This is a genomic window from Cellvibrio sp. UBA7661, from assembly GCA_002483365.1.
In the GTDB taxonomy this organism is placed as follows: domain Bacteria; phylum Pseudomonadota; class Gammaproteobacteria; order Pseudomonadales; family Cellvibrionaceae; genus Cellvibrio.
This window is the reverse complement of record DLHT01000005.1, coordinates 283,820-310,415: the sequence shown is the minus strand read 5'-3', so window position 1 is coordinate 310,415 and position 26,596 is coordinate 283,820. Positions and strand designations below refer to the sequence as shown.

The 26,596-nt window shown below is 48.7% G+C and carries 19 protein-coding genes; 10 read left to right on the top strand and 9 right to left on the bottom strand.

The genetic code is table 11. The annotated features are described in order from the left end of the window. The first annotated feature begins 18 nt into the window (after positions 1-18). The 4 genes from B2739_RS03880 to B2739_RS03865 all read left to right on the top strand — a co-directional run bounded on the left by B2739_RS03880 (position 19) and on the right by B2739_RS03865 (position 6,543). Entirely contained in the window at positions 19-2,382 is a 2,364-nt protein-coding gene (locus B2739_RS03880; protein WP_331344556.1) for a YfiR/HmsC family protein, read from the top strand. 194 nt (positions 2,383-2,576) lie between these two features. Next, positions 2,577-4,751, top strand: a complete 2,175-nt coding sequence (locus B2739_RS03875; RefSeq protein ID WP_331344555.1) for a TonB-dependent receptor — start codon at positions 2,577-2,579, stop codon at positions 4,749-4,751. A 93-nt stretch (positions 4,752-4,844) separates the two neighbouring features. Further along, the gene (locus tag B2739_RS03870; RefSeq protein ID WP_331344554.1) at positions 4,845-5,669 is read left to right on the top strand and encodes a citrate synthase; all 825 of its coding nucleotides are present in this window, start codon (positions 4,845-4,847) and stop codon (positions 5,667-5,669) included. Then, positions 5,653-6,543 (top strand): hypothetical protein, encoded by an 891-nt coding sequence (locus B2739_RS03865; RefSeq protein WP_331344553.1) that lies wholly within the window; start codon positions 5,653-5,655, stop codon positions 6,541-6,543. Before B2739_RS03870 ends, B2739_RS03865 begins: the two co-directional genes overlap by 17 nt. A gap of 9 nt (positions 6,544-6,552) precedes the next feature. Here B2739_RS03865 and B2739_RS03860 read toward each other — a convergent pair whose 3' ends face one another. The 5 genes from B2739_RS03860 to B2739_RS03840 all read right to left on the bottom strand — a co-directional run bounded on the left by B2739_RS03860 (position 6,553) and on the right by B2739_RS03840 (position 14,776). Then, a complete protein-coding gene (locus B2739_RS03860) occupies positions 6,553-9,111 on the bottom strand; it encodes a GGDEF/EAL domain-containing response regulator (protein WP_331344552.1) in 2,559 nt (852 codons plus the stop codon). Positions 9,112-9,215: 104 nt separating this feature from the next. Beyond that, positions 9,216-11,060: a thiamine pyrophosphate-binding protein gene (locus B2739_RS03855; RefSeq protein WP_331344551.1), complete on the bottom strand. Its 1,845-nt coding sequence runs from the start codon at positions 11,058-11,060 to the stop codon at positions 9,216-9,218. Positions 11,061-11,292: 232 nt separating this feature from the next. Next, positions 11,293-12,150 (bottom strand): ABC transporter ATP-binding protein, encoded by an 858-nt coding sequence (locus B2739_RS03850; protein WP_331344550.1) that lies wholly within the window; start codon positions 12,148-12,150, stop codon positions 11,293-11,295. Positions 12,151-12,324: 174 nt separating this feature from the next. After that, entirely contained in the window at positions 12,325-13,302 is a 978-nt protein-coding gene (locus B2739_RS03845) for an ABC transporter permease (RefSeq protein ID WP_331344549.1), read from the bottom strand. Between the two features lie 97 nt (positions 13,303-13,399). Beyond that, entirely contained in the window at positions 13,400-14,776 is a 1,377-nt protein-coding gene (locus tag B2739_RS03840; RefSeq protein ID WP_331344548.1) for a CmpA/NrtA family ABC transporter substrate-binding protein, read from the bottom strand. Positions 14,777-15,415: 639 nt separating this feature from the next. Here B2739_RS03840 and B2739_RS03835 point away from each other — a divergent pair. The 5 genes from B2739_RS03835 (at position 15,416) to B2739_RS03815 (ending at position 19,597) form a co-directional block, all read left to right on the top strand. Next, entirely contained in the window at positions 15,416-16,492 is a 1,077-nt protein-coding gene (locus B2739_RS03835; RefSeq protein ID WP_331344547.1) for a transglutaminase domain-containing protein, read from the top strand. Between the two features lie 107 nt (positions 16,493-16,599). After that, positions 16,600-17,415, top strand: coding sequence for a DUF1080 domain-containing protein (locus B2739_RS03830; RefSeq protein WP_331344546.1), 816 nt, complete (start codon positions 16,600-16,602; stop codon positions 17,413-17,415). Positions 17,416-17,446: 31 nt separating this feature from the next. Beyond that, positions 17,447-18,547, top strand: a complete 1,101-nt coding sequence (locus tag B2739_RS03825; RefSeq protein ID WP_331344545.1) for an aspartyl protease family protein — start codon at positions 17,447-17,449, stop codon at positions 18,545-18,547. A 23-nt stretch (positions 18,548-18,570) separates the two neighbouring features. After that, on the top strand, positions 18,571-18,978 hold the full coding sequence (locus B2739_RS03820) for a GNAT family N-acetyltransferase (RefSeq protein WP_331344544.1): 408 nt from the start codon (positions 18,571-18,573) through the stop codon (positions 18,976-18,978). 25 nt (positions 18,979-19,003) lie between these two features. Continuing rightward, positions 19,004-19,597: a CPBP family intramembrane glutamic endopeptidase gene (locus B2739_RS03815; protein WP_331344543.1), complete on the top strand. Its 594-nt coding sequence runs from the start codon at positions 19,004-19,006 to the stop codon at positions 19,595-19,597. 77 nt (positions 19,598-19,674) lie between these two features. On the opposite strand, the gene B2739_RS03810 is transcribed toward B2739_RS03815, so the two are convergent. Both B2739_RS03810 and B2739_RS03805 read right to left on the bottom strand, forming a co-directional pair. Further along, on the bottom strand, positions 19,675-20,232 hold the full coding sequence (locus tag B2739_RS03810; protein WP_331344542.1) for a PEP-CTERM sorting domain-containing protein: 558 nt from the start codon (positions 20,230-20,232) through the stop codon (positions 19,675-19,677). A gap of 88 nt (positions 20,233-20,320) precedes the next feature. Continuing rightward, positions 20,321-23,695, bottom strand: a complete 3,375-nt coding sequence (locus tag B2739_RS03805) for a glycosyl hydrolase (protein ID WP_331344541.1) — start codon at positions 23,693-23,695, stop codon at positions 20,321-20,323. A gap of 303 nt (positions 23,696-23,998) precedes the next feature. On the opposite strand from B2739_RS03805, the gene B2739_RS03800 reads away from it, so the two are divergent. Then, positions 23,999-24,463: a GNAT family N-acetyltransferase gene (locus tag B2739_RS03800; RefSeq protein ID WP_331344540.1), complete on the top strand. Its 465-nt coding sequence runs from the start codon at positions 23,999-24,001 to the stop codon at positions 24,461-24,463. Positions 24,464-24,576: 113 nt separating this feature from the next. Here the strand turns inward: B2739_RS03800 and B2739_RS03795 are convergent, their stop codons facing one another. Continuing rightward, a complete protein-coding gene (locus B2739_RS03795; protein ID WP_331344539.1) occupies positions 24,577-25,476 on the bottom strand; it encodes an aspartyl/asparaginyl beta-hydroxylase domain-containing protein in 900 nt (299 codons plus the stop codon). Between the two features lie 132 nt (positions 25,477-25,608). Further along, on the bottom strand, positions 25,609-26,526 hold the full coding sequence (locus tag B2739_RS03790) for a response regulator (protein WP_331344538.1): 918 nt from the start codon (positions 26,524-26,526) through the stop codon (positions 25,609-25,611). Between the last annotated feature and the right edge of the window lie 70 nt (positions 26,527-26,596).

Here is a 26,596-nt window from a genome sequence, read left to right as displayed (position 1 = left end):
GCGATAAGACTAACCCCAATGCTGATAACTTCCCCTTTTTCTGTGCTTAACACCTTGAGTCGTCGTGGGTTGCTACGGCAGTGGTTATATGCGTGTGCCATGTTCCTGCAAGTATTGCTCTTGTGTGTGGCGACTCCGGCAGTTGCCCAAGGGCTCAACAAAGAAAAAATAACTGCGTCTTACTTGTATAACTTTGCCAAAAATATTGAGTGGCCGAATCAGGCAGCAATGACCTCGTTTTCAATCGGGGTTTATGGCGCCCAGAACCCTGCCTTGATGTCTGAACTGGCGGTGTTGCGCGACCGTGTGAAGCTGCGCAATTTGCCGATCAATGTGACGGCAACCAACCATATTGATGAGCTCAGCCGATTCAATTTGGTGTATATCGAACAGGCGAGCGCTAAAACGATTGCCGATATTTACGATGCGCTGGAAGGCAAGCCGGTTTTGATCGTGACCGAGTCTTATGCCAATAAACAATTGGTCATGATTAACCTGATGACGACAGAAAATGACCGGCTTAAATTTGAGGTTAATAAATCCAATATCATCAATCACGGGCTAGTGCCGCTACCGGAGCTTATCCTTAATGGCGGTACCGAAATTGATGTTGCCAAGTTGTATCGCGAAGGTCAGGCATCATTGGTTGCGCTACAGAAACAATTGCGTGGGCGCGAAAAGGCTTTGAATGAATTGAGCGAGGCAGTCCAAAACCAGCAGGCCATTAATGATGGTCTGCAAGAGCAGATGGCGGAGCTGAATAAAGGCATCCAAAAAAGCGACCAACTGATCGCTGAGCAAAAAGCGTTACTGCAAGAACAGCAACAACAAATTGAAACCAGCAAGCAAGAGCGTGAGACGCTCTTGGCTGAGGTCAAGCAGCGCACCCGTGAGCTTGATGAGCAACAACAGCATTTACGTACAATCCTCGCTGAAATTGAAACGCGCGAGCAGCGATTGAACTATTTGAATGCAACTATTACCTCGCAAGAAGAGACCATCCTTAAACAAAAAAACGAAATCGTAAATCTTGATGAATTGGTAGATTCCCAAAAAATCGCCCTGCGTTATTTATGGGGATCTGTGTTTCTGGGGGTGCTTTTGATCATCACGATTTTTGTTGCCTATACCATCAAGCGCCGCGATAACGAACGCTTGGCAGCGCACAGCCAGGATTTACAAATGGCGCGCGACCGGCTCGCGATTGCCAAGCGCAAAGCGGAAGATGCCAGCCAGGCGAAGAGTGAATTTTTATCGCTGATGAGCCATGAATTGCGCACGCCGTTGCAGGCGATTATCGGCTACACCGAAGTGGTAATTGAAGAATTGAAATTGGCCGATGATACGCGTCACCTTAACGATCTGAATCGTGTCATTCTCAATAGTGAGCGCCTGCTGAAATTGATCAACAGTGTGTTGGATCTGGCCAAAATTGAATCCGGGCGTATGGATCTTGATCTCACGGAAGTTAAATTATCCAGCCTGGTCGATGAAGCGCTGGGAACCGTTGCACCCCTGCTGGAAAAAAATGCCATACGTTTGCATGTCGATGTCGATAACGGTGATGTGCTGCCAGTGGCTGATCCGGAAAAGCTGCTGCATATACTCATTAATTTATTGGGCAATGCGATCAAGTTTGCGGCGAACGGACAGGTGCGTATCAAGGCGTATCATCAACCGCACCGGATTTACATCAGCGTTGCTGATACCGGCATAGGGATATCGGCAGAGCAACAAGCAACGATTTTTGATCCATTCAAGCAGGCAGATTCAGGCACTACACGCAAATTTCAGGGCAGCGGATTGGGCTTGTCTATTACCCGTCAACTGTGTGAGTTAATGGGAGGCAGCATCCGCGTTGAAAGTGAATTGGGTGTTGGCTCGAAATTTATTGTAGAGCTGCCGCTGCCGATTAAGCACATTCCGCAGTCGCTTAATAAATCCGATGCACAAGAGGAGCCGGTTCCGGCATTACCATCCGCTGCCGAACCTACGGGCGAGCATGTTGTGATGATTGATGATGACCCTGCCTTTCTCGACATTATGGCGCGCACTATCCGTGCGGAAGGTTATCAAGTGCACACCGCTGCTGATGCAGAAAATGGTTGGCGTTTGATCCAATCGGTTAAACCGCAAGTGATTACGTTGGATTTATTTTTGCCCGACCAACATGGCTGGATTTTATTTGAGCGTATCAAAGCCGATCCGGATGTCTGCGATATTCCTGTTATTGTCATATCAATGATTGAGGAGCGTAAACGTTTCAATCGTCAGCCCGCTGAAGAATATCTGACCAAACCCGTCAAACGGGAAACCTTAAAATTGGCAATCCAGCGTTTGGCACCACATAAAATGTCGGATATTGATAAATCTTCCCAGTAAGGCCTTTGCTTTCGGGGAAAGGTCATTTATCTTTACGCGTGCTTTCAGCATCTTCAGGAATAAATGTTCGACGATCAGTATTTGATTCGGGTGCAATGCGTGTTGCACTTTATTATGGTTTTGTAGTATCTGAGTTGTTTGAGTGATTGTGTCAGCGGAGTGACATCTACCCATTTGAATTAGGTTGTCATTATATGCGCGCAATAACGATAAAAAGATGTCCGCTATTTGCTGCAGTACTGTTGTGCTCCCAGGGATTACTTGCCCAGCAGAGCAGCCCTTCTGCCTCGCCCGATGATTTTTACAATTTGACCTTGGCTGAATTGGGCCAAGTCGAAATCTCTATTGCTACGGGCAACAACACTCCAATTGACCAAGCACCTGCGATTGCAACTGTGATTACAGCAGGTGAAATCCAAGCGATGGGTGCACGCAATTTAAATGAGCTACTGGAAACAGTGCCAGGTCTTCATGTTGCACTTTCATCCCTCAGCCGGTTGGATTCGGTGTATTCCATTCGCGGTATTCACACCGGGTTTAATCCACAAGTTTTATTAATGATGAATGGTGTACCTGTGCAGTACAACGTACAGGGTGGGCGCCCCACATTATTCCGTTTACCCGTCACCAGTATTGAGCGCGTGGAGGTCATTCGCGGACCTGGCTCTGCTATTTATGGGGCGGATGCCTATGCCGGTGTCATTAATGTCATCACCAAAGATGCTAATGCTATAGAGGGAACCCAAATAGGCGGTGGAGTTGGTTCATTCAATACGCGCGATCTGTGGCTTCAAACGGCAACAAAATGGAATGATGTTGATGTTGCGTTCAGCATGGCCTACCAAGAGAGCGATGGCGATGATAATCGTCGGGTAAATGCAGATCTGCAATCCGCGCTGGATTATTTATTGGGGACGAATGTCTCAAACGCGCCTGGCTCCCTATCAACAAGATACTCGGTGCTTGATACGCATTTGATGTTAGCTAGCGAGCAGATTCAATTTAATTTATGGAACTGGCGTTCGGCTGATGCAGGTGTGGGAGCGGGAGGCGCGCAAGTATTAGACCCAACGGGACGCGATGACAGTAATTTATGGATGGGTGATGTCACCTATCGTTTGAACCCCAATGACGCGGATGCGTGGGACAACAGCGCGCGCGTGAGTTACTTGCATTACGATCAGAAATCCAGCTTCACTCTGTTTCCAGTGGGCACCAAGCTACTCATCGGACAGGATGGCAATATCGATTTCCAAAATCCGGTAGGAATGGCTGTTTTCACCGATGGCTATATCGGTAAACCCAGTGGAGTTGCAGAAGATATCCAGCTCGATCTGGTGTCACTCTATACCGGGTTTGAATCGCATCGCGTGCGTTTTGCGGTGGGTTCACGCTATCAATCCATCAGACCGGAAGAACAGAAAAACTTTGGCCCGGGTGTACTTGATGGCAGTGAGACTATTGTTGATGGAACGCTTACGGATGTGAGCAATACCGACAATGTTTTTCTTGTGGATAGCTCACGCACCGTGAAATATATTTCCCTGCAAGATGAGTGGCAAATCGCGAATGAACTGCAGTTTACCGCAGGCGTTCGTCACGACGATTATTCCGATTTTGGTACTACAACAAATCCGCGTATGGCGTTGGTGTGGGTCGCGAATGATCGCCTCACTACCAAATTATTGTATGGCAGTGCATTCCGTGCTCCTTCATTTACCGAGCAATTTGGTAAAAACAATCCGGTCGTATTAGGAAATCCTGATCTTGATCCCGAAAAAATAGACACGGCAGAGATCAGTTTTGCGTATAGCCTGAGTAAAGACTTGGTGACTAATTTGACGCTGTTTGATTATAGCGCCAGAGATATGATCGAATTCGTTCAGGATGAATTTGCAACAACCAAAACAGCCGCTAACGCTCGCGATCAAGACGGCAGTGGTTTTGAATTGGAAATGAATTGGAAACCGTCACCGCGATTACATATTGCCAGTAGTTATGCGAGGCAGGATGCAAAAGATGGAGACACTGGCAGAGCCATTCCAGATGCGCCCGGCCAACAATTTAAAGTGGATTTGAATTGGGAACTCAATTCCAATTGGTTTGTACACGGCCAGCTCAATTGGATTGGCGATCGTCAGCGCGCGCCGGCGGTTGCACCTGCCATAGAGCGCTCACCCATAGATGATTACGCTTTGGTAAATCTCACCCTTCGCCGCAAAAATATCATGCCCGAGCTCGATGCATCCTTGGTGGTACGCAACCTGACCAATGAAGATGCACGTGAGCCCAGTAGTGGCGAAATCGCAGAAGATTATTTGCTGGAATCGCGCAGTTTTTGGATCGAGTTACGTTACAACTTCAAATAAGCTGCGTTACAGCTTCCGTCGGTAGCGTTACCACTTCACATAGGTTGCGCTACAACCTTACATACATCGTTAGATTTTTATTTGGAATCGCCCATGTCAGGACCTAAGCACGATCAAGTGCGCAGCCGTAACGAGCCTTTCGTACCGCGCGTAGCAACGCGTATCTGGAAAGAAATTCCGAGTGAGGACAACCCCTTTATCGCAAGTCACGCGCTCTGCCACGGTTATGATTTATTTGAGTTAATGAATAAACGCTCATTTGTCGATGTGTTTTATTTATTATTTCGCGGTGAGTTGCCTGATAAAGCGGAAGCACAACTGCTGCAAACATTAATGATTGCTTTGATAAATCCGGGGCCGCGCCATCCAGCAACGCGCGCTGCGATGAACGTGGGCGTTGGCAAAACCGACCCGGTTCATATCCTTCCTATCGCGGCTGCAGTATTGGGTGGTGAATATGCAGGCGGTGGCATCGTAGAAGAAAGCATGCGCTTTTTACGCAAGCAACAAAAGTTGGATGCGCAGCAGGTTGCGTCAACTCTGAGACAGCAATATGCATCAGCAACGAATGCAGATGAGCAGCTATGTGTTGCTCCGGGTTTTGGCAGGTATCAGGGCGGCATTGATTTGCTTGCAAAAAATATCGCTACACAACTGTGTGAATTGGATGCAGCGGGTAAAGCATTGCGATGGGGGAGTGAGCTCGCAGCCAATCTGGAGGATCAGGGTATTGGTTGGATGACTACCGGTATTGCCGCTGCGGTATTTGCTGATCTTGGTTTCCAACCGCGTGCGGGTGGCAGTTTATTTCAATTATTAGGTGCTCCTGGTTTGGTTGCCCATGGTATTGAATTAGCCAATAAACCCATCACTGCAATGCCTTTTGTGAGCGACGAAAATTATGTTATTGAACGATAAAATCAGCGCAGGCTCATCCACTCACAGCGATGCCAATGTGATTGATTATCTGCAGCAGCGACGCGGAAAAATTATCAGCAACACAGGTGGCTGGTTTCCCGGTAAAGGTGTTTTTAGCCACGGCTATTCCATGTTGGAAGAGCTGGTTGGAGAAAAATCCTACTTTCAAATTTTAGTGCTGAATGCAACAGGACGGCTGATTGACCGGCCGCTCGCGGATTGGATTGAGGCTGTATATGGTTGCCTGAGTTGGCCGGATCCACGTATTTGGTGTAATCAGATTGGCGCGCTGGCAGGTACCGCTCGCGCATCGGTTGTGGCTGGTACTGCAATGGGTGTTCTTGCGACAGACTCTCGCTCTTACGGTGTTTTACCGTTAATTGAAGGCGTTGGTTTTATCCAGAATGCCTTGGTACAACACAAGCAAGGGGCATCGGCCGATGATATTGTAAGCTCGGCTGCTGCAGTGCGAGGGGGCAAGCCTTACATAGTGGGTTACATTCGGCCGATCGCAAAAGGTGACGAGCGCCTTGAGGTAATGGAAAAAGTCGCCGAAAAATTGAACATGCCAATAGGCTCGCACTTGTCGTTGGCATACGCCATTGAACAGGTGCTGATGGAAAAGTACGACGAGGGAATGAACGTGAATGGTTATGTATCGGCAGTGTTGTCTGACTACGATTTTTCACCGCAGGAAACGTATAATTTGTTTTCGACGCTGGTGGCGAGCGGAGTGACTGCCTGTTATCTCGATACCTATAAGCGCCCGCCTGACACATTTTTGCCGCTGCGCTGTGACGATATTGATTATCAAGGCGTAGCGCAGCGCACTGTTCCTGATACAGGCACCAATACAGAACCTGATGCAGATTAAGTGCATCGATTAGTGATGCAACATGCGGCTGGTGTCCGGTGTTGCATCCGGATCCATCTCTGAAAATAAGCTGATTTGCTCTACCGGCAATGGATGCCCGATGTGATACCCCTGCACGAAATCGATATTCATCTCTTTCAGGATTTGCAGGATCTCTTCATTCTCCACGTACTCTGCGACAGCTTTTTTCCCGAGTGCCTGGATCACCTGAATCATGGATCTCACCAGTGTCTGGTCGATCTGGTCGCGATGCAAATTCTGGATAAACGAACCATCAAGTTTGATGTAATCCGCCGGTAAATCTTTCAGGTAAGCAAAACTGCTGAAGCCTGAGCCAAAATCATCCACTGAAAAGCTGCAACCCAATTTATGTAACTCGGCAATCACCCGCTGGGTAATGTGCAAATTGAACAAGCTGGCGCTTTCTGTCAGTTCAAACGTAATCCGTTTTGGATCAACGCCGGTTGCTTTCAGATTCTCCAAAATAGTCGGCACCAGATTGTCATCTTTGAATGCCTGTGCTGACAGGTTGATGGCAATGTGGATCAGTTCATCATTACTTTTCAGTGTTCGCAGCGCTAATTTAATAATCCAGCGATCCAGCAAATGCATTTCGCCAGCGGATTCCAGCGCGGGAATAAAATTGTCCGGGCCTACAATCCTGCCGTCGGGTTCAATCATGCGCACCAATGCTTCGTAATACGAAATTTTTTGTTTTTTCACATCAAAAATCGGCTGGAAGTAGAGCGTCATGCGATCTTCACTAATCGCTTTGCGCACTTTTTGCGACATATTGATGGAGTGGCGCAGCTCGTCGCTCTCGCTATCGAGCGGATCATACTGGTGAATCAAATTGCGGCCGCGCCCTTTGGCAACATACAAAGCGATATCGGCGCGCATCAAATGCTCTTCGGCATTATTGGTGCTGCCATCAATCAACGTCAGGCCAATACTGCTGCCGAGATTGATGCGCTGCTCCTGCAATTGAAAACTGAATTCGCCAATAATTTGTTGAATACTTTGGGCGAACTCATGCACTTCTTTGCTGTGGATATCGCGCAGCAAAATGGCAAATTCATCGCCACCCAAGCGGCAGAGAATATCGGCACCGCGAATCCGTTTGCTTAACAGATGCGACATTTCACGCAGCACTTCATCGCCTTTTTGGTGGCCGAAGGTATCGTTAATAACCTTGAAGTGATCCAGATCCAAATACACCAGCGCATGTTGGCGATTATTGCGCACCGAATCTGCCGTTAATTGCGCGAGTGTGGTTTCAAAAAAGTGACGGTTATACAAACCGGTGAGCGAGTCGTGCATCGCGAGGTATTTAAGCTGTTCTTGCGATTCGCGGCGCTCGGTAATGTTGTCCAGGCAAACGGTCAAGTTGCTTTGTTGTTCTGCCTTGGTGGAGCGGCTGATCTTTAACTGTACCCACAACTTTTGGCCGTGCTTGTTGCTCAGGCAAATTTCAATTTCCGGGCAGGGTTTGTTGTGGTGCAGTGCTTTACGGATTTTGTTTTTGAACAATGTGTATTGGCCAAGGTCATCCGGAGCGATAAATGATTCCAGCGAGACACCAATACATTCTGCAATAGGGAATCCCATCATGGTTTCCCATGCGCGGTTGAGATAACAAATACGGAATTCGGCATCCAATTCCATCACCACAGATTGCAGATCATTGAGTAGTTGGTGATGGTTTTCATAGAGTTGGCGAAATGCCAGTTCGCGCTCCTGCAGCGAGTTTACCCGCGCGGCAAATTGCGCGTTGCTGACCAGATAATCTTCGCGATGGATGGCGATGTCGCACACTTTGCGCAGTTGTTCTGCGCGGAACGGTTTTGGTAAAAAATCGACCGCGCCCAGCAGCATTAATTCTTCTGCTTGTTCGGTGGTGGTGTGGGCGGTCATGATCACAACCGGTTGTTTGGGATCAACGCTTTGGATTTCGATCAAAATATCGCGGCCGGATAATTTGGGCAGCATCACATCCAGCAGTACCAGATCGTGGCGGCCTTGTATCCAGGCTTTAAGGCCTGTATCCCCTTCATAGGCGATTTCAATATCAAACGCAGGTGCAAGCACGCGCTTGATCAGATCGGCAGTATCGGGTTCATCTTCCACCACTAACAGGCGTGGTTTTTGGGTGGCATTGTGTTCCGGCGTGGTCAGTTGCCTGACCAGTGTAGGGAGTTGGTTGATGTGATCGAGCGCGAGTAAATGGTTGATGCCGTATTCGCGCGCCGTGACTTCGGCAATGCGTTCGCACCAGGTGCTGGCGATAATAATAATGGGCAGGTCGGCGCGGCATTTGAGTATGCCGCTGCGGACCAAGCGCGAAAGCCGCCAACCGTCCATGTCCGGTGTGTCTATGTCAACAATCAGAACATCAATAGCCTGTTGGCGCAGGGTGCGCAGGGCTTTTTGTGCGGACTCAACACAGACCAGATTGTGCAAACCATCAGCTTGTAAGCTGGCGCTAATAGCGGCCAATGCAGCATCGTCGCTATTAACGATCAGGAGGTTTATGGGCGAGTGAAGTTGATTGGTGTTATTGGTTAACACTCATGGGTCTCCGAATTCATATCCTTTCAGCCTAGCATAAACTGCCGATGGCTATTCGCATAGGAATGATTTTGGCGAACAGAGGCCTGTAACCCCCAGCCAGCCTAGCCGCCAGGTGTTGCAGAACCATTGATCGCAAGTCCTTTGATTCGATCGCCCATTGGGGGGATTTCATTGCGGTCGATCCGCACATCCAACAGTGTCGGGCCGCGTTTTTGGAAGAGGGCTTGATAGTCAAGTTTGTCCAGTTGCTCCGGTGAATCAATGACAATGCCATCGACCCCCATTGCCTGTGCCATGAGCGCGTAATTGACTTCATTCAGTTCCCAGCCGATGGACTCCTGCTGGCCGAGTTGCTGGCCGTGCATCACCATGCCCATGGCTGCATCATTGAGTACCAGAAAAACCACCGGCAGTTGTTGTTGGGCTGCCACGGTAATTTCTTGTGCGCTCATTAAATAAGAGCCATCGCCCACAATGCACAGTGTGGGCGCAGCGCGGTTGCCAATAGCTGAGCCGATGGCCGCACCGATCGACCAGGCCATAGAGCCATAACCCATGGCGATGCGATATAAACCCTGGCTATTGGAGCGCGATAAATAATGAGTTGCCCATGACCAGCCATTGCCGGCATCGACAAAAATTCGCGTATCGTCTGGCAGCGCGTGTGACAAATGGGTCATCAGCCGCTGCGGTTTTACCGGGCTGGCGTTAGAGAGGCATTTGTCGGCTTCGCGCAGGGTAAAAAATCCGCCATTGATATTGGGGGTTTGGTTTGCGTTGGGCAGTGTTTCCCAGGAGCGGCCCCATTTGCGCACTTCGCGTACGCTTTTAACCAGGCGGTCAAAGATCACATCGATATTGCCGAACACATGCAGGTTGGCCATAGGGGAGCGGGTGAAGTGCTCAATCGATGAATCGATATGCACCAGCTTGGTGTTGAGCAGATCGTTTTGCCAGCCGCTGGTGCCCAGTTCGCCCAGCTCGGTACCTACCGCCAGAATCAGGTCTACCTCTTTGCTTTGGAACAATTGGCGGGCGCTCTCATGCCCGGCAAAGCCATACACGCCACGGTAGAGCGGGTGATGTTCATCAACCCAGGTTTTACCCATAGGCCCGGTCACAAAAGCGGCACCGGTCAGTTCGATGAACTCCATAATTTGTTTGCTGGCTTTGCCAACACCATTGCCGATGTACATCACCAGGTTGTCGACTTTACCCAGCTTCTCGCACAGACGGGCGATGGCGGAATCGTCGGCCATGGCGAAGTCGTGTATTAGCAAGTCGCTGTGGATATGGGCATTAATGGTGGCTGGTGAGCGCAGTACGTCCGCCGGGATACTGATATGCACAGGCCCGTTGGGTTTGCGGTGCGCCGCCATAATGGCCGACACCAGTTTGCTTTCCAGTTGTTCGTGGTGCGATACCAGCGTATTGAATTGGGTGACGTAGCGGAACATGCCGACAGTATCGATAGCGGTACAGCTGGATTCCTGTAGCGCGCGCTTGCCGAACTTGGGCAGCGGTGTCTGGGCGGTAATCACCAGCATAGGGACTTCATCGGCCAAGGCTGATGCAACACCGGTAATCAGGTTGGTTGCGCCCGGCCCGGTGGTTGCGCACACCACACCCATCTTGCCGGTCTCGCGCGCATAACCATCGGCCATAAACGCTGCGCCGCATTCATGGCGGGCGACTACCAGGCGCGGCCCGCCTTTGCGTTCACTGCGGGCAAGTGAATTGAGCAGTGGCTCAATTGCGCCACCGGGAACGCCAAATACCGTGTCTATACCCATCTGGGCCAGATAATCCACAATCAGGTCAGCATAAGTCGTCTGCTGTGCCGGTGGTGCGGCATCGGGTGCGGTATCTGTTTGTGTAGTGGGATTGGCTTGGGTTGATGGCAGTGGATTGGGAAGTGGAAAATTTGAATTGATAAGCTGCAGCATGGATTTCGCGTCTTGTTTACAAAAGTGCGTGATCCGTCACAGATGAATGTTGCTATATGTGCTGCACAATCTATACCAATGATGAAAAATGTGCCATGGTTTTTATGCTGGGCAAGCTGAATTTTTATTATTTTTGTTTTATAAATCATAAGGTTGTATTTATTTTTGTTGTGCATAAAAAAGCCCAGGCAAGCCGGGGCAACAGAGGTCATCAAGCAAGGGTTATGTAAAGTCAGGCGACACTTTTGGTCTTAGTGACCTCTTGCTCAAGGGGTTTGGTGTTGCGTTTGGTATCAATCGATTCCACTTTTTTCTGCTTCTCATAGAGAAAGCGCAGTACGGCAGAACGATAGTGGTTGTATTCGGGATTGTCGGCCAATTCCAGGCGGTTGCGCGGGCGGGCAAGTGGAACATCGAGGATTTCCCCCACGGTCGCGGCCGGGCCATTGGTCATCATTACGATGCGGTCAGAGAGCAGCACTGCCTCATCTACATCATGGGTAATCATGATTACGGTATTGCCCAGCTCGGTCTGGATTTCCATCAGCGAATCCTGCAGGTGCGCGCGGGTTAGTGCGTCTAGTGCGCCGAAGGGTTCATCCATCAGCAACACTTGCGGCTCCATCGCCAAAGCGCGGGCGATACCGACACGCTGTTTCATCCCACCCGAGATTTCATCGGGGCGTTTGTGCATGGCGTGGGTCATATGAACAAGTTCAAGATTGTGCTCAATCCACTCGCGCATTTCCGCTCTGGTTTTTTTGCCTTTGAATACACGCTTCACACCCAGCTCGACATTCTCATACGCCGTTAACCATGGCAGCAGTGAATGGTTTTGGAAAACCACCGCGCGCTCAGGGCCGGGTTCATTCACTTCTTTGCCATTTAAGACCACTCCGCCAGTAGTGGCTTGATACAAACCGGCAACAATATTCAGTACGGTGGATTTGCCGCAACCCGAGTGACCGATGAGTGAAACAAATTCGCCTTTTTTGATTTTCAGATCGACATTTTGCAGCGCGCAAAAAGGCCCTTTGGGGGTGGGAAATTCGATGCCGACTTTGGTGAGTTCCAAATGAATCTGGCTCATGGTGGATTCCTCTGTGATAAAAATTTCATTTAATTTTGCCCTCACCCCAACCCTCTCCCACAGGTGGGAGAGGGGGCACAACGCTTGGTGCCCTTACCCATAAGAGGTGGACTGAAACTTAACTCCCTCTCCCTCTCCCGTTTACGGGAGAGGGCTGGGGTGAGGGTGGCGTGGTTAACGTACAACGGCCCCTTTGTCCCAATTGACGTAGGTTTGCAGCATTAAAATCGCGCGGTCGAGTAAAAATCCAATCAGGCCGATCACTAAAATCGCAAGACAAATACGGCTCAATGAATCGGACGAGCCATTTTGGAATTCATCCCACACAAATTTTCCAAGGCCGGGGTTTTGCGAGAGCATTTCAGCGGCGATCAATACCATCCACGCAATGCCGAGTGAAATACGCAAGCCGGTAAACATCATGGGAATAGCTGAAGGCAGCACAATTTTCATGACGTGCGTGAACCAACCAAGGCGCAACACGCGGCTGACATTCACCAAATCTTTACTCACTCCGGCAACGCCAACCGCGGTATTGATCATGGTTGGCCACAGTGAACAGAGGCTCACTGTCAGCAGCGAAATAATGTATGACTTGGAAAAGGCAGGGGAGTCAGAAACGTACACAGCGCTGACTACCAGCGTGACCAACGGCAACCAGGCTAGCGGCGAAACGGGTTTGAAAATTTGGATGAGTGGATTGATGGCGCTATAAAGTGTTTGGCTTAAACCAATCATGATCCCCACCGGGATGGCGATCACCGTTGCAACCAGAAAGCCGGATAAAACAGTGACCAAACTGGTTTGTACTTTGTCAAAAAAAGTAGGGCGGCCATTAAATTCGCGCACGTCCAATTTTGCATTTGGGTCTTTTGCTAATAATTCTGCATTGCGTTTTTCCTGGCGCTCATAAAATACCGCTGCGCGCGCTTGTTCGGCAGTGTACTCATCTACCAAATTGCCCCATTGTTCGTACACTTGTTTGGGTTGGGGAAAATCCCCCAGTGATGTTTTGATGCCGGGCGCAGCAGAGTGCCACACCAAAATAAATAACAGTATTCCCATTATCGGCATCAATGTATTGATAAATACTTCACGCCATTTGATGGCTTTGAATTGCTCAACTTTCAAAGTCACTAACGTATTGCTCATGATCGTTTCCTCTGCGGTGCCCGCGTTACCTTTGTGCGCTCATCCTTGAGAGCGGTGCGGGCTTATGATTTCAGCTGTGCTATTTAGCGTGAGGCGCTTAAATTTTTTCGTCGCCTTTTAAACCGATTTTGAATTTGGTGAGATATTCATTAGGTTTGTTTGCATCAAATTGCACGCCGTCGATCCACACGGTTTCATCTGCTGCGCGAATGCCATTAAATGTTTTGAAATCGGGAAAGTCACTTGCACTCATTTTTCCTTCGGCAATCAAGTCTGCAGCCGCTTGATGATAAATTTCTGGTGCTACGGTTTTTTTGCCCATTTCCATATACCAGCTGTCTGGTTTTGTTTCTGGAATTTGGCCCCAGCGGCGCATTTGGGTCAGATACCAAATTGCATCAGATGTATGAGGGTAAGACGCGTTGTAGCGGAAGAACACATTGAAGTCCGGTGTTGGGCGAACATCTTTGCGCTCGTACTCAAAGACACCGGTCATGGAGTTGGCGATAACTTTGTAATCAGCGCCCACATAGTGCGCGGCAGAAATCATTTTGGCTGCTTCGTTGCGGTTTGCATTATTGTTTTCATCCAGCCATTTCGCTGCGCGAATCATGGCCTTCACCACGCGCACGCTGGTGTTGGGATTTTTTTCGATAAAGTCTTTGCGCATGCCAAGTACTTTATCGCCAATTTTATTGTGCACCGCCATTACCGGTACTCCAATGCCGCGAAATACCGCTTGCTGATTCCATGGCTCACCGACGGAATAACCTTGGATGGTTCCGGCTTCCATGGTGGCGGGCATTTGTGGTGGTGGCGTTACCGATAATAAAACATCGGCATCGATTTGCCCGGTAATATCTCCTTTGTGTGGTGCATATAAACCGGGATTAATACCGCCAGCGGCTAGCCAGTAACGCAGGCCCATATTGTGTGTTGATACAGGAAATACCATGCCCATTTGGATGGATTTTCCTGCGTCTTTCATACTGTCAACAACAGGCTTTAATGTGCTGGCGCTAATGGGATGGACAGGTTTTCCATCCGCATCAACGGGCACATTCTTTTTCATTTTTTTCCAAATTTCATTGGAAACGGTAATCGCATAAGTGTTTTGTGTCATGGTGAAAGGAAACACTAATTCTGCGGGTGTACCAAAACCAACGTTGGCGGCAACCGGTTGTGCCAATAGCATGTGTGAGCCATCAAGCTCGCCCGAAATTACGCGGTCAAGAACTACCTTCCAGTTGGCTTGTGCTTCCAACTCAACACTCAGGCCTTCATCATCAAAGTAGCCATTTTCATAAGCAACTGCTAAAGGCACCATGTCGGTCAGTTTTATAAAGCCAAATTTCAATTCGGTTTTTTCTGCTGGACCAGTCTCGGCTTGTGCAGATGCCATTAATGAAAATGCGGCAGCAATGGCCAGTGTTGTTTTTGCAAATGGTCTTAATACGTATGAAATTTTTTTCATTGTTCTCATCGTCTTGTTCATCTAGAACTCCTGGCTCGATAAAAAATTAGCTGCGGAAATAAATTTTTTACGGTTACTTTTTTCTGCTTTGTTTTTTGTGAAACTGGAATTTAATTTTTCGTTGAAAATTAAATCGCGATCAAAAAACGGTTGGGTGTATTGATTCAGTACAACAGGGCTTATTCAAACACTGTGCCAAAAACGGTGGCGCACTTTAACGGCGCAGTGTTTTTATGCTTATTGCAAGGTTTCGTTTGCTTTTGCCCGTTTGTGGATCGCGCAAAAAATAGCTGCGTTTTTTTGGTGCCTGTTTTTGTGGGAATGGTGTGCGTGTTTCTCATCCGAATGGGAGCATGTGCGCACTTTTTTTGCGCATGGTGTGTTCAGGTAGCGTTGGGTGGGAGCAGTCAGTGGCCTGAATGGTTTTTAAAGTGGTTCACTCATGCAGTAAAAAATGTTTGTATCTCACAGGTTTAGCGTGACATTTGTGACGCGCGGGAGGCAGGAATAGCTCCTATACTGACAGTGAATGTCTAACCAGTTGCGAGCCTGATAACAATGAAAATAGCGCGGTTATTATTTATTTTTAGCTGTTTGATGCTCTGTGCCTGTTCATCGGTGGTGCAGAAAGTCCCTCTTTTGACAGATAAAAGCTCTTTGGCAAAAGAATTGTCTGGCGAACTGATTCTGGGGCGCGCGTATTTGCCGGCAGAGCTGCCCGATCTGGAACTGTTTGGGTTGACGCCCGAGATGAAACAATTTGCCGAAGCGGCGACAGCGGGTATCAATAGCAGTGGTGCCAAAGCAGAGGCGCTGCATAAAGCGCTGATGACATCGACCAATTATGGCGGCCGCGGTATTACCTATAGCGCCTACGACACCATCACAGGCATTGAGGCGTTTGAGCGCCGCCAGGCCAATTGCCTGAGTTATACCTTGTTGTATGTTGCAATGGCGCGCCATGTCGGTTTGAAAGCGGAAGTGAACGAGGTGATCTTGCCGCCCACTTGGGATATGCGCGCAACCGATACCTATTTGTTGATGCGTCACGTGAACGCCAAAGTATTTATGCCGCGCGCTAACCAAAGCTGGGTGCGAGTGGTGGGTAATGCGGATATCAGCGATATTGTTGTCGATCTGGAAATGCGCCGTTTTCGTCCGCATTACAAACAGAAAGTGATTGGTAAACCACTGGTCGCTGCGCAGTTTTATTCCAATCGCGGAATGGAGCTGGCCGCGGAAGGCAAGCCCCGCGAGGCATTTTTATATCTGCGCAAGGCGCTGCTAATGAGCGAGGAGCCAAGTTATATCTGGAGCAATTTCGGCAGCTTTTATCGTCGTCAGGGATTATTGCCGGAAGCCGAAAAAGTGTATTTGCATGGCTTGCAGATTAATCCGCGCGACTACACCATCATGCACAATCTTGCAGGCATTTATCAGGAGATAGGCAATAAAGAGCGTGCCGATTACTATCAAAAACGTGTGCGTCTGCATCGCAATGCCAATCCTTATTTTATGTTCAAACGCGCCGAGGATGAGATCGCAAAAGGTGATTATCCGGCGGCTCTGGAGCTGATTAAAAAAGCGATAAAAAAAGAAGGCAATGAAGCTCGCTTTTACACACTGGCCGCCACTATTTACGATGCGTTGGGTGAAGCGGATAACGCACAAAACATGCGCGACAAGGTGTATCAACTCAGTACCATCCGTTTCTAATCCCGCCCAAGGTAAAGGACTGTAATGACGTTATGTTTGATATGGACTCATTTTGTATCAGTCCCTAGTCTGCGCAGCACAACAAAAAAACGCGAGGACTACTACCAATGAAACGACTGATATCAGGATTTTTGATCTGCGGGCTGCTGGCCAGTGCCCAGAGTTTTGCCGGCGAATGGAAAAGCTTATTTAACGGTAAGGATCTCACCGGGTGGGAAGCTTATGTGAGCTACCAGCCAGAGACAAATGCATACAATCTGGTTTCCAAACACAAACCGCGCGGTCTGAACAATGACCCCAAAAAAGTCTTCTCGGTAGTGGATGGTTTGCTGCGCGTATCGGGCGAAGAGTGGGGCGGCTTGACCAGCATTGAGGAGTTTGAAAACTTTCATTTGAAATTTGAGGTGAAGTGGGGTGATAAAAAATGGCCTCCGCGTCTGGATGCGCCGCGCGATAACGGTATTTTGTATTTTGCGGTAGGCCCGCAAGGCGCGCAGAGCAGCCATTGGATGCGCAGCCATGAATTTCAGGTGCAGGAAGGTGATAGCGGTGACTACCACAGTCTTGATGGCGTGATCATCGATGTGCACGCGGGTGATACCAATATCGGCGATTGGAAATTCTATCGCTACGATCCATCGCTGCCGCTGCGTAAAGATATTGCTGCGCGCGTGCTCAAACTCGGCAACTATGAAAAGCCGAGTGGCGAGTGGGATACGATGGAAGTGATTACCGATGGCAAAACCCTGATCCATAAAGTGAATGGTCATGAGGTGTTCCGCGGTTTTAATTCCCGTCATATGGTGGATGGCAAATACGTTCCACTCACGCGCGGAAAATTGCAAATCCAGTCAGAGGGTGCAGAAACCTTCTTCCGCAATATCCAGATAAAAACCCTGGATAAACCAGCCGCCGAGTATTGATTAAATAGGCCCGGCCGTGCAGGCTGGGCACATGAAAAGATTTCCTGTTTTCGTTATTTCAATCATCGCATTCTCGCTGGGCTTTTATGCCAGCGAGTATCGCCATCAACAGCGCGCTCATGATATTGGCGCTGTAACTTCTTCAGCGATCGATGTGGTTCCTGAGCGATATGATTCACCCCGGAATCATTCTTCTGAATCGCAAACCACCAGCTCTGCATTGCCTCATCTACCGCCCTCTGTTAAAGCACAATCACCGCTTGAGCGAGCTAATCAATTAATTGCCAATGGTGCCTACGGCGAAGCCGTGCGCTTGCTGCAGCAATTGCTTGGGCATGAGCCGCGCAACACTGAGGCGCTCTGGCTATTGGCGCGCGTTTATGAACAGCAGGGGCTGCATAAAGAATCAGTTGCCACCTGGTTTCGTTATCTCGGTATCGAGATCGATGCAAAAAAAATGGAAGATGCTTTGGCTTATCTGGCGAAATATTTAATCCGCCTGAGTGAAAATCCCGCCATATTTGGTGAGAGTTATGAATGGTTAATGCTGCAAATTAATGACCTGATCAAACTCACCCCTGACAATGGTGAGTTGCATTTGCTGTTGGCAAAAATGCATTTGAAACTTGAAGAAAAAGAGCAGGCGCAATATCACGCACTCATGGCCGCTAACCAACCCGATACCCAGGCGCGTGCAGAAGGTTTATTGGCGAAACTCTATGAAGGCACACAACAAGATGATTCGCCCGCAGAAATGCAAATCCCTTTAATTCGTTTTGGCAGCCAGTTTTTGGTGCCGGTTACCATTGAAGGCGAACAGGTAAAATTATTATTGGACACAGGCGCATCTATTAGCGGCCTGACAGCGAGTTTTATCAACCGTCATTACCCCTCAGTAAAATCGCCCAAACCTATCCAGCTCAACACCGCAAGCGGTACGGTAGAAACCTATTTGTTTTTGGTTGATACACTCACCATCGATAACGTGACCTTCAATAAACACATGCTGGCGCGCTTGCCAATGGATAATGCTGATTTGTTCGATGGATTGTTAGGCGTCGATATTCTCGGGCGTTTTGATTTTGTGATTGACCAGCAGGCAGCTGTGTTGCGTTTGCGGAAGCGGCAATAAACATTATTCGCAGGTTTATTTTCATGCATATCATCGAACAACTTAACGATTCGCACATTTTTCAATTACACCAGCTTTACCAACAGCAATGGTGGTCCAATACGCGCACCCTTGAAGAAACGCATCAGGTTGTGCGGGGATCTTCATTTGTGTTGGGAGTGGTTGATGAGAGCAATCATTTAATTGCGTTTACCCGCGTGTTGACCGATGGTATTTTTAAAGCCTTGGTATTTGATGTGATCGTCAATGAACAATATCGCAGCCAGCAATTGGGTTCACGTCTGATGGCCGCAGTCAAAAATCATCCACGCTTGCAGCAGGTCAAACATATTGAATTGTATTGCTTGCCTGAGCTGCAAACCTATTATCAGCAATTTGGTTTTGGTACGGATGTTGGCGGTATGCAATTAATGCGCATGACCATGCGTTAATAGCGGTTGGTAACTGGATATACATATGCACAATAAACAAAACACCGTAGGGTTTGGTCTGCTGGCACTAAGCCAATTTTCTCTTGTTGGACTTGCAGTATTTTTATTGTGGTTATTGGAAATACAGTTGCCTACATCTGCAATAAGTTCGGCACAGGCCATTGCAGTCGGGACTTTACTTGCCTTGCTGACTCTCGCTGTATTCGGTGTGATTTATCGAATAGGTGGTTGGTTTGCGCAATCGCTTCTGAATGATATTCGCAGGGTATCGGTAATATTCAACGGCCGCTCCTGGTGGCATTTGGCGCTTGTGGCGGTATTTGCGGGCGTCGGTGAGGAGTTGCTGTTTCGCGGTGTGTTTCAGCTTTGGCTCAATCAATATTGTTCAATAGCTGTGGCTATTTTAATCGTGTCGATTGTTTTTGGATTACTGCATTATTTATCGCACGCCTATTTTATTTCTACAATATTGATGAGTATTGCATTTGGTGTGGGCTATTACTTTACCGACAGCATGCTCATGGTAATGGTCTGGCACGGCGTTTACGATTTTATGGCACTGCTGATTCTTGTTAAATTCCCGCATGTGATTGGGTTGTATTCAAACCAAGAAGGTTGATGTTGCGACATTCTATAAAGAAAATAAAAAACCGCACTTGGTGCGGTTTTTTTATGTTGCAGGAGCTGCAGTATTTTTTACTTTAAAAATTTACGGCGCGACATGAATAATCCCATTAAGCCTAAACCAAATAAAACAATCGATGATGATTCTGGTACTGGTGTAGTGATGCGTGCATCGCGTACGTACCAGGTTTCGTAGCTGCCAAAAAAGGAGTCTATATCAGCAGTGCTAACCAACAATCCATCCGCAGCATCAATTAAATCGACATGGTTGAAATTGCTCCAGTATTCGGATGCAAAACGATAAAGTGAGTGATCGCCAAAATTGGAAACAGGGTCAAGTGTTACGCCACCAATAATAAAGTCTGTCCAGTCAGGGCGTAGAACCCATTCTTCTTCTGTAGCGTAGCGCCAACCTTCACTTGCACGATATTCCGGTTCTTCGATATTTCCGGGACCCCACTCGCCGGGTGCAATAGGACCTGCATAAACCCAATCCAATCCCAAACCATTGAAGTTCAGCAAAATATTTTCATCGGGAATAATGGTGGATGAGTCAATAATAACGGCATTGGCGTGTGCACCAATTACCAAGCTGGTGCAAAGTGCGAGTGCTTGCAATAATTTTTTCATAGTGGACTCCGTGTATATAAGTGTTGTGATTTTTATGTTTTTAAAGCGGCCGCAGAATTACCCGTGCGGCCGCATTGTGTTTTAACGATTACAGTTTGGTAATGCGCAACCAGTTGATACTCCAACCGCTTTGTGGTGCGTAAATGCCAAGGTTGTAAGTACCTGCATTCACGGTCACGGTTTGGTTAACGGTGGTGAAATTACCCCAGTCGCCGGTTGCCGGAATATCGGCTGTGCCTAATACGATGGAGCCGCCGTTCAAATCCAGTGAGAGGCGCGCGCCGGTCGGGCTGGCAACGCGGTATTCCACTAAATAAGCGCCCGTGGTTGGGAAGTTGATATTGGTGAATGCCATCCAATCACCTGCATCAATTGCACCCACTACCTGGCCGCCGCCGCTGTCTGCGGTTGGGAACAACTCCAAGCCAGACATAAACGCGTAGGTTTCTGCCTCAATAAAACGGCTGAACGCAGCGGCAGAGCTGGAACTGCTGGAAGAGCTGCTTGCCGGTGTGCTGGATGCTGCACTGGATGATGCGGTTGCACCGCCCATCACAAATTCAGTCCAAGGCGTATCCATTGCGCCAATTTCTTGTGCGATGGTGAAGAAATATTTCACCGTTGCGCCCGCAGCCACGCCACTTAATACATAAGAGTTGGAGTTGTCTGCGTTATGTTGCATACGGATATTTTGTTGGCCACCGCCGTTGACGATGAAATGAATATCCGCCCATGCCGCATTGTTCGCAAAAAACTCAACGTTACTGCCATTAATGTTGTGGCCGTAATTATTGTTATTCGCTGCTGATGAACTGGATGCGCTGGTCGCACTGCTGGATGCAACCGCATTGCTGGTTGCGGTTGAACTGCTGGTCATCACCGCACTGCTGGATGATGTTGTCACGGCAATGCTGCTAGCTTGCGATGAAGTCACACTGTTCGTTACCGAACTGGCAAGGCTGCTTTTTGATGAGCTTGTCGCCGGTGTACAGCTGGTTGAAGTTGGCAAGCTATCCGGTGTTTCGCCGGTGCGTTTTATGCGGAAACTTCTTGCAGGTACATTCAGCGTCATGCCATCGGAGAACAACACATATTGCGGGCTGCATCCGTAGTTGTAAGCGATGTAAGTCATCAAACCATTTTTATTAAACGCAACCGCAGTCGGGCTGGATGCGGTCAGTGCACCAGTCCCAGTTGCCAAATGGCCGAGCTCTTTCAAGGTGTGCACCCAATGATAAGTGTGTGCTTTGGTTTCACCCGCTTCAGGAATGTAATTGAATCCATAGTTGTTCATGTCATCGGCAGCGGCCTGACCGTTTGACATCGCCCAGATATTCCACCAGACATCGCGCCATTGGTCGTTCACCAAACCGGATGGTTTGCCGTTGCTGGATTCAGTCATGCCCAATGAAACATATTGGTTGAGGTAATCGGCGTGTTGGCCAACGTGGAAAACCAGTGGGCTTAGTGGCAGGCCTTGAATACCTAAAATGTGCGCGTAAGCACCGCTGAACCAGGTAGAGAATACGTGGCCATTGCCCCAAATAATGGAGGTAGTCATTTTGGGATAGGCGCTATCAAAGTTATCGTAATCGCCACCTAAACCGCGGAAGCGATCCAGATTGTTCCAATATTCCCAGTAAGCTGCGGTAGAGGATGCGTGCAAATAAATCCCGCGTTCGGTTAGCGCACGGTTATTGGTGATTTGGCCGTAGAGCACCATCGCGCCGTAAGCATTTGCTGCTTCAGAAGTGGATTCATTGTTGTTACCCAATACAAAGTTCGCGTGGCCAGATGCCCATGAGAAACCGTAAGCAGGGTCAAAGTTGCGCAGGTAAGGGAACATGGCATCGTTGCGTGGCGCGGCGTAATCGCGGATCAATAAATCCACCATCGGGCCGTATTGCGTTGCGCTACACCAGCTTGCATCAACGCGACAAATTTCTGCCGCAGCGCGAACAAAATAACCGTAGTGGAAATGGTGGTCGTTTAATTGTTGTTGTGAACCGAATGATTCGTCATAACCCAGCAAAGTGTTCCAGTTGCTGTCGTAAGAAAAATATTTAGTGGTGTCCAACCCGCCGTTGGTGTTTGCGCGGAACCAATCCTGCAATTCACCTTTGAGCCAATTAATTAATTGGTCTGCTTCTGCTGTCATACCAATTGAGCGGGCAATTGCCGCGAGTTCAGCAACTTTGCCGTAGTTTTTACCTGCCCAATAAGTATCGAGTTTATCGTTCCAGGCGGCAGGCCCTTGGCTCACAAATTCAGTGACGAATTGTTTTAGTTGGGCTTCATTGTAATCGCCAATATTTTCCGGCAAGTAAGGCAGCACACCCACAAACGGAATGGTGTAACTAAAGCTGTTGGTGGCTGCAAATTTGGTTACACCGCGTGCACTGCGCACTTTATAAGGAGTCACCGCCTGGTTGGAATTTTTCCACGCCATCGGCAGCATGCCTGCCATTGTGGTTACGGCGGTGTTGTTGAATTTGTATTTGTGCGTGACGGTGACCTTGCTGTTGCTGCGATTAACTGCGTAGGTAATGTCAACCGCATCTACACGCTGGGTTGCGTATTGCGCGAAGGCCTGAATCATCGCCGTAGAAGGCGTGCCGGGTACTTGCGGCAGTAGCGTAACGGTCATGCGCTTGCTGGTATTGTTCACGCCAATCGTTGAACCATTGGGTGTGCTGAACGTGGTGGCATCGTGACCGGTGATCAAAAAGTTATTGTGGTTGCCCGCCACATTGGTCCATACACCTAACGAGTTGCCTTGTTGGTAGAACACCCCTTTTTCACCACCATCGGCCGCTTTGGTGCGCAGTTGCAAATTACCTTTGAGCGCGGTGAAGTACGCATAGGGCGAGCCGTGCACAAAGGTGGCTTCCATCACCGGCGTACCGGCACTGTTCCACTGCACGGTGACTGAGCCGTCGCTGTAATCTTTCAGGTAGGCTTCCAGGTTCGGGTAATCGCTGTTGGCGATGGCAATCCCGTCAAATACTTCATTGAACGGATCGGGAATTGAATATTGGGTAGAGGTTGGGCCAGTGCGTAAGCCGCCGGGAATGCCCAGGATTCGCACGCCGCGGTCAGTGATACGCGCGGTCATCGGATCAGGAGTGATGTAACCTGCATCGGTAGGTGCACCGACCTTCATCTCGCCCATAAAGGATATGGAACCCCACCAGCGGTGCGTCATGGTTGGTTTGCTGGTAGCGGGCGCGACTTTTTGTGGGAAAATCGGTGTGGGCGAGCCTATTGGGCTGCAGCTACTCACGCCGGGTTTGACGATACCGGCGTTGTAAATCCAGTAGCCGTGGTCGATGGCACACTTATAGCCTGCAGGGTTTGGAGCATCGCTGATATTACCGGCACCGAAAGAGGTAACAGCGGCTGAGCAGGCAGGTGCAAACACAACCGCCCCCCAGACCAGCAAGGCATGCTTGAGCTTTTTCATGGGACTGTCCTTTTATCGTTAGCGTTATTGATAGTGAGTCTTGAAGCGCGAATATTATTCTTGGCGTCGTCATTGCCTGACTGTAAGAGGTTTGAGTGTCAGGCATGTCGCGGTGCCACGTTACTGGCGTAGGAGGTGGGAAGTCGTCCCAAGTTAAAATAGGCGTCAACATGGGAGGGTTCACTTTGTGGAATATTAAGAGTGAAACTCCTTTAAATAAGAAATAAGCCTGAGAAAAAATTGGCTTATGCAATAAGTGGTATTGAATCGATACTGAGAACGGGTACTAACTGGAATAGAGAAATGATAGACATTATTAACCTGGCCAAAGCTCCTGAACATATTCCCCAAATCGCTGCGTGGCATCAGGCCGAATGGGGCTACCTAAATCCGGGCGGCACGGTGGAAACTCGCATTGAACGAATGAAGCGCTATTTGTCTGGCGCCAAAATCCCAGCGATGTACATCGCGGTGGATGGCAGCGCGTTGTTGGGAACCGCTGCACTGGTTGATAGCGATATGGATAGCCACCCGGAACTATCACCCTGGCTCGCGAGCGTGTTCGTCAATCCGGATTACCGCAAGCGCGGGGTAGGCGCAGCATTGGTTAAAAAGGTGATGGAAGAGGCGCGCATTCAGGGCATCAGCCCACTTTATTTATTCACGCCTGACCAGCAGCGGTTTTATGAGAGCTTGGGGTGGGAGTTTATTGCGCACGAAAACTACCGTGGCGGTAACGCGACCTTAATGAAAATTCACTTTAAGTGATGGTCTATTTTTAATTAAACCACTATTGTTAATTAAACCACTGTTGCTAATTAAGCCACGCAAGGGAACTTCTGGATGTGTTCCAGTCATTCCCTTGTAGCAGGGCGATGGGTCTAGAAGAAAATCCAGTAAATCAGCCCGATGTAAATACCGTATTGCAATGCTTTGTACAGCGGGCGGTTAAACGCTTTGATCTTTTTACCGATCAGGCTGATGCGATGCACCACACTGAAGATACGGTTGAGAAAGCCGACCTTATCCCCTTTAATGTTTTTGGTTGCAGAGGCCGCGACCACAATGCGGGAAAACACTTCGTTGATAAAATCGACCAGAAAAAAACTCACCGGGCGCTTTACATCCAAAAATAAAATAATCCGGTTTTGGTCGGTTTTGTTTTCGGCGTGATGGATATAGGTTTCATCAAACATCACCGCTTCACCATCGCGCCAGGAGTAATCCTGTCCATCCACAGAAATATAGCAATCGTCTGAGTTGGGCGTTACCAAGCCAAGGTGGTAGCGCAATGATCCGGCATAAGGGTCGCGGTGTTTGCCCAAACGTGAACCCGGCGGCAGCATGGTAAACATAGCGCCTTTTACCGAGGGCAACTGGTTCAACAATGCCAGGGTTTTGGGGCACAACTGTTCGGCTGATTTCAGGTTGGCACCGTACCATTTCAGGTAAAAGCGTTTCCAGCCGGTGCGGAAAAACGAGTTAAAACCCAGGTCATCCAAATCAGTAGAGGCTTTGATGTGCGCCTCATTGTTCAGGCTAATGGCTTCATCGCGGATCACTTGCCAGTTGTCTTGCAGGATTTTTAATTCCGGAAATTTATCTACTGCCACGTAAGCCGATGCTTTATCGCGGGAAAATGCATAAAAAAGGCAGTTGATGGGGGCGAGCAGGTTGGCGTGGTCAGTGATTTTGCGGGTGATGGTATCGTGCTGGACGACACCGCGGTTTTGTACGTAGTAAGCGCACAGCACAAAAATGGCAAGTACAAGCAATCCCATGATTAACTCTCCTGAACAACATGGTTGTCATATCAAACGCGCGCACGATAGCGCTTGACCTCGCTGCGGACAATGGCATTTTGCGTAAAATATGTAGCAGTTTGTAACTCACTTCGGGTTCACGTTTTTAACTCAAGCGCGTGTCAGGCATTTAATGGCAACTGCCGCAGCAGAAGTGCGGTTTTCCACGCCTAATTTTTTAAATATCTGTTCCAAATGTTTGTTCACGGTGCGCGGGCTCATTTCCAAAATCTGACCAATTTCACGGTTGGTTTTGCCATTGGCGATCCACAACAATACATCTGCCTCGCGTCCGGTAACGGCAAATTGTTGTTTGAGCGATTGCGTATCCTCGGCGGGTTTATGGGGATTGGTCAGGCGCAATAAATATTCTTTACCATCGATTAAATTCAACATCTCAATACTTAATGTTTCATGCAAGTGTTGTAGCGGCAATTGGCGACCAGTATCGGGTTTGTGTTTAAGCCAATCGCGCAGCTGATGGCTGACCGCATCCGTGAGTGCAATCGAGTCTTGCGTCGCCCCCGCTTTATCCAATAGCTGATATACCTGCGGCGTGGCCCACACCAGTTGGCCGTGTAAATCGATGGTGAATAAATATTGCCCGGCGGTATCCAATGCGGCGCGTGCACTTTGGGTGATGCGCGCGTTAGCGAGATGTACACGCATGCGCGCAATCAATTCGTCGGGGTTAATCGGTTTGGTTACGTAATCCACACCGCCGGCGGTAAGCCCCATTACCACATGCTCGGTATCGCTCAGGCCGGTCATAAAAATAATCGGTACATCGGCAAGCTGTGGATTCAACTTTAATTGCCGACAGGTTTCAAATCCATCCATATTCGGCATGATGGCATCGAGCAAAATAATATCCGGGCGAATATTTTTGGTGATGGTTAAGGCTTGTGTTCCCTCCAGCGCAACCAGCACAGTGAATTGCGATTCTTCCAATACATCATTCAGCATATGGATGCTGTCGATAGAGTCATCTACCACTAATACGATAGGCGTTGGCGATTTTGTATTCATGGTCAGATGCTCCCGGTCTCAAAAATAAAGCACGATGTAAAAATCAAATACGGACTAAAAATAAATAGTG